Here is a 3,629-nt window from a genome sequence, read left to right as displayed (position 1 = left end):
CTGCGCAGCCGCCGTAGTAGCGGCGTCCGGGGTAGCCTTCGGCGTATTTGTTGGTCAGCACGCTGCCCTGGGCCTGAAGCACGGCTTCGGAGACCATGTTCTCGGAGGCGATCAGTTCGATCCCGTCGCGCTGGCGCTCAAGTTCGGCGCCAATCGCCGACGCAACAGCAGGATCGCGTTCCGCCAAAGACTGTTGGAAGTAGTTCTTCAAGGTTTCTGTGGTCATGGTCAGGTTTTCTTTTCCGGAGAAGGGTATTCGATACGATAGATGACGCGAAAATGAGGAACTTTCATATTTGCGACGGGTCGTTGTTCGAAAGCGCGTGATGGGCGCGGATATCAGGAAAGTTCGACAGGATTGATTTGGGACGGTGGGATGGATTTTGGCCAGTCACGGTAGTTGCGAACTGCGCCATTTTCCCGCACCTCGCTCAGGCTGTTCGGTGAGAGTGTGGCGAACACCCATCCACCCGTGTCCGGAGTGCCTTCAACAATCACGCCATCATCGGGAAATCCACGATCCACGGGGCCGTACACACCCGCGCAGCCACGGTTTTCATCCAATGTTGCAAGCCATGGAGCATCACCAACCGTGGGAGAGACTGCCACGAAGCACTGGTTTTCCAGCGCGCGGGCCTGAGCCGAAATCTTTACGCGGTTGAAACCGTGCGGTGAGTCCGTGCAGGTCGGCACAAGGATCAGCCATGCTCCGGCTTCGACCTGTGCCCTTACCAACATAGGAAATTCCGAATCGTAGCAAACGGATGTTCCGATCAGTCCCCATGGTGTCTCGAACACGCCGGGCGGATTGCCTGCGCGTACGCCCCATGATTCCGTCTCGAACCGGGTCATGACACGCTTGTCCTGAAAAGCGACCGTGCCATTGGGGGAAATCAGGGGCGCACGGTTGCGGATGCCTTCCGTTTCGGGACGAGGAAGTGTGCCGGGCATGAGCCACACCGCATATTTTTTTGCTGCCTCCCGCATGATATCGAGAATGGTATCGCTGTGTGTGCAGATGGCGTGCAGTTCCGCAGCCGGATCGGGCTGTTGGATTATGGCATGTGCGGCTTCCATGCACGCATATTCCGGCATCAGCAGTAGATCGGCCTCTCGCGCCCCTTCAGCGACGAGCCGATCAAGATGTTGTGCGTAGTCGTCGAGAGACGCGATGTTTTCAACTTTCCATGCCAGCACACCAAGGCGGAGAGAAGGAGGCATCAGGAGGGTTCCTTGTGGAGCAGGGCATCGGGGATCGCATCCCCATGCAGCGACTTGATGTAAAAATCGAGCTGATGGTCACGCTGCCCCTCAAGGCCCGGTTCCTTCCAGTCGAGATGACACGAGACATATGGTAAGGGAGCGAACCCGCGATGCTTCCAAAACTCCGCGAGGTTCTGGGCATTTGCTGGGCGGCGCGGATCTGTCTTCCAGCGATGCACGGCACAGAAAACCGCGAAACGGGCGTTGCCTGTTATATGCGTGTGTTTTTCACGTTCCTCGAAAAACCGCACGCCGATCCCTTGACCTCGCCATGGTGGTAGAAGCACGGATTCCCCGAAATAGAAGAAATCTGACGTATCCAGCCTGCGCGCCTCGAAAGGTGCGCGGATACAGGTCATCTCGTCTTTCAGTGGCAGGCAGGTGGATGCGCCCACGACCTCATGCCCGTCACGTGCGACAACCACCGCAGTCCCGGGGCTTTGCATGTAGGCATGAAGATATTTTTCTTCGTAGGCGATATTGCCGTCGTAGAGATAGGGCCATTCTCGAAAGACCGTGATCCTCAATCGTGCAAGATCCGGCACGATCGAAAGGAGGTGTTCTCCTGTCAGAGTTTCCAGTGTCACGCTCATCGTTGCCGGGTCTCCCATTGCGGTGCGACATAATAAGGAGCGGAGGAAGGAGGGAGTAGGGGGCGGTTGCGGATATGATCGGCTGCCTTTTCCGCGATCATTGTTGTGGGAGCATTGAGATTTCCGTTGGTTACGCGCGGCATGATGGACGAATCCACCACACGAAGACCTTCGACACCGATCACGCGGGTCTCGGGATCCACGACGGCCATGGGATCGTCGGCAGCTCCCATCTTGCAGGTACAGGAGGGATGCAGGGCGCTTTCCACTTTCTGACGTACAAATTCATCAATCTGTTCGTCTGTCACGCAGTCTTCACCCGGTTGTAACTCGTGCCCGTGGAACGGCTTGAACGCCTCCTGATTGAACAGTTCGCGTGTGAGACGTACGCAGGCACGCATTTCTTCCATGTCGTCGGGATGACTGAGATAATTGAACAGGATACTGGGTTTGTCGGTAGGATCTGCCGATTTGAGCCGCACATGGCCTCGGCTTTTCGAACGCATCGGGCCGACATGGGCCTGATAGCCGTGGCCGGATGCCAGACCTTTGCCGTCATAGGTCACGGCAAGGGGAAGAAAGTGGAACTGGATGTCGGGGTAGGGGATTCCGGCCTTACTGCGGATAAAGCCACAGCTTTCGAAATGATTAGTGGCTCCGAGGCCATCTTTGCGCAGTAACCAGCGTAGGCCGATTTTGAATTTGGCCAGAGGATTCATTGCGGAATAGAGCGTAATCGGTTTCTTGCAGGCGATCTGAAAATAGAATTCCAGATGGTCCTGAAGGTTTTCTCCCACACCGGGTCGATCTGCGATCACGGGGATGCCGAGAGCCTTGAGCTGTGCAGCGGGCCCGATTCCAGAGAGTAGCAGAAGCTGCGGAGAGTTGATGGATCCACCAGAGAGAATGACTTCTTTGCGTGCGTAGGCGATACATTCCTTGTTGCCGCGCATATAGGCGATGCCAACCGCGCGCCTGCCTTCGAAGAGAATTTTCGTCGCGCGCGCCTGTTGATGCACTTCGAGATTTTTCCGATGCATGACCGGACGCAGATAAGCATTGGCCGTGTTCCAGCGCCGACCGTTCTTGACGGTCATGCTCATCTTGTCAAAGCCTTCCTGCTGATAGCCATTGTAGTCGTGGGTGACGGGATAACCTGCCTGATATCCAGCCAGAAGCCATGCCGCATGCAGCGGATTGTCCACCGTGCCGTATTGCGTGTGAAGTGGGCCTGTGCGTCCGCGGTAGAGATCGTCGCCTTCTGTACAGGACTCCGCCTTTTTGAAATAGGGCAGGACGTCGGCATAGGACCAGCCGGTAGCTCCTTCCTTCACCCAGTCTTCGAAATCCAGCGCGTTGCCTCGGACGTAGACCATGCCGTTAATGGACGATGAGCCGCCAAGACCCTTGCCGCGTGGAGTAAACATGCGCCGCCCACCCAGATGCGGTTCGGGTTCACTTTCATAAAACCAGTTGAAGCGTTTGCTGTGCATGGGCATGGCAAGTGCTGTGGGCATCTGCACGATGATGGATTTGTCGCTGCCGCCGAACTCCAGAAGCAGCACGTTGTCTTTGCCGTCCTCGGTCAGGCGATTGGCAAGGACACAACCGGCCGATCCTGCGCCGACAATGATGTAATCGAATTCCTGCATGCGGGCAGCCCTCATTTTCGGGGGTTCAGTAGGGGGCTTCCACGTCGCCGAGCGCGACGTAGACGGTCTTGATCTGTGTGTAATGCTCAAGAGCAGCACGGCCGTTTTCGCGCCCGAGACC

Annotated in this window: 3 protein-coding genes and 1 pseudogene; all 4 read right to left on the bottom strand. The window is 56.7% G+C overall.

Annotated elements, in window-relative coordinates; all coding sequences use genetic code 11:
• A pseudogene (glyA, locus tag KUA11_RS16890) lies at nt 1-226 on the bottom strand (serine hydroxymethyltransferase); the annotation flags it as partial.
• A 113-nt stretch (nt 227-339) separates the two neighbouring features.
• Nucleotides 340-1,221: a carbon-nitrogen hydrolase family protein gene (locus KUA11_RS16885; RefSeq protein ID WP_217412187.1), complete on the bottom strand. Its 882-nt coding sequence runs from the start codon at nt 1,219-1,221 to the stop codon at nt 340-342.
• The gene (locus KUA11_RS16880) at nt 1,221-1,856 is read right to left on the bottom strand and encodes a GNAT family N-acetyltransferase (RefSeq protein WP_217412185.1); all 636 of its coding nucleotides are present in this window, start codon (nt 1,854-1,856) and stop codon (nt 1,221-1,223) included. The genes KUA11_RS16885 and KUA11_RS16880 overlap by 1 nt, the downstream gene beginning before the upstream one ends.
• Nucleotides 1,853-3,523, bottom strand: a complete 1,671-nt coding sequence (betA, locus tag KUA11_RS16875; RefSeq protein ID WP_254455011.1) for a choline dehydrogenase — start codon at nt 3,521-3,523, stop codon at nt 1,853-1,855. Before betA ends, KUA11_RS16880 begins: the two co-directional genes overlap by 4 nt.
• Nucleotides 3,524-3,629: the final 106 nt, after the last annotated feature.

It is taken from the genome of Acetobacter estunensis, assembly GCF_019083805.1.
In the GTDB taxonomy this organism is placed as follows: domain Bacteria; phylum Pseudomonadota; class Alphaproteobacteria; order Acetobacterales; family Acetobacteraceae; genus Acetobacter; species Acetobacter estunensis_A.
Note: the sequence above shows the minus strand (reverse complement) of the source record. Positions and strands in the feature narration are given on the sequence as shown.

Bases quoted from the DNA above. Each gene is read 5' to 3' on its own strand.
- KUA11_RS16885 (WP_217412187.1), bottom strand. From the start codon at position 1,221: ATGCCTCCTTCTCTCCGCCTTGGTGTGCTGGCATGGAAAGTTGAAAAC.
- KUA11_RS16880 (WP_217412185.1), bottom strand. From the start codon at position 1,856: ATGAGCGTGACACTGGAAACTCTGACAGGAGAACACCTCCTTTCGATC.
- betA (WP_254455011.1), bottom strand. From the start codon at position 3,523: ATGAGGGCTGCCCGCATGCAGGAATTCGATTACATCATTGTCGGCGCA.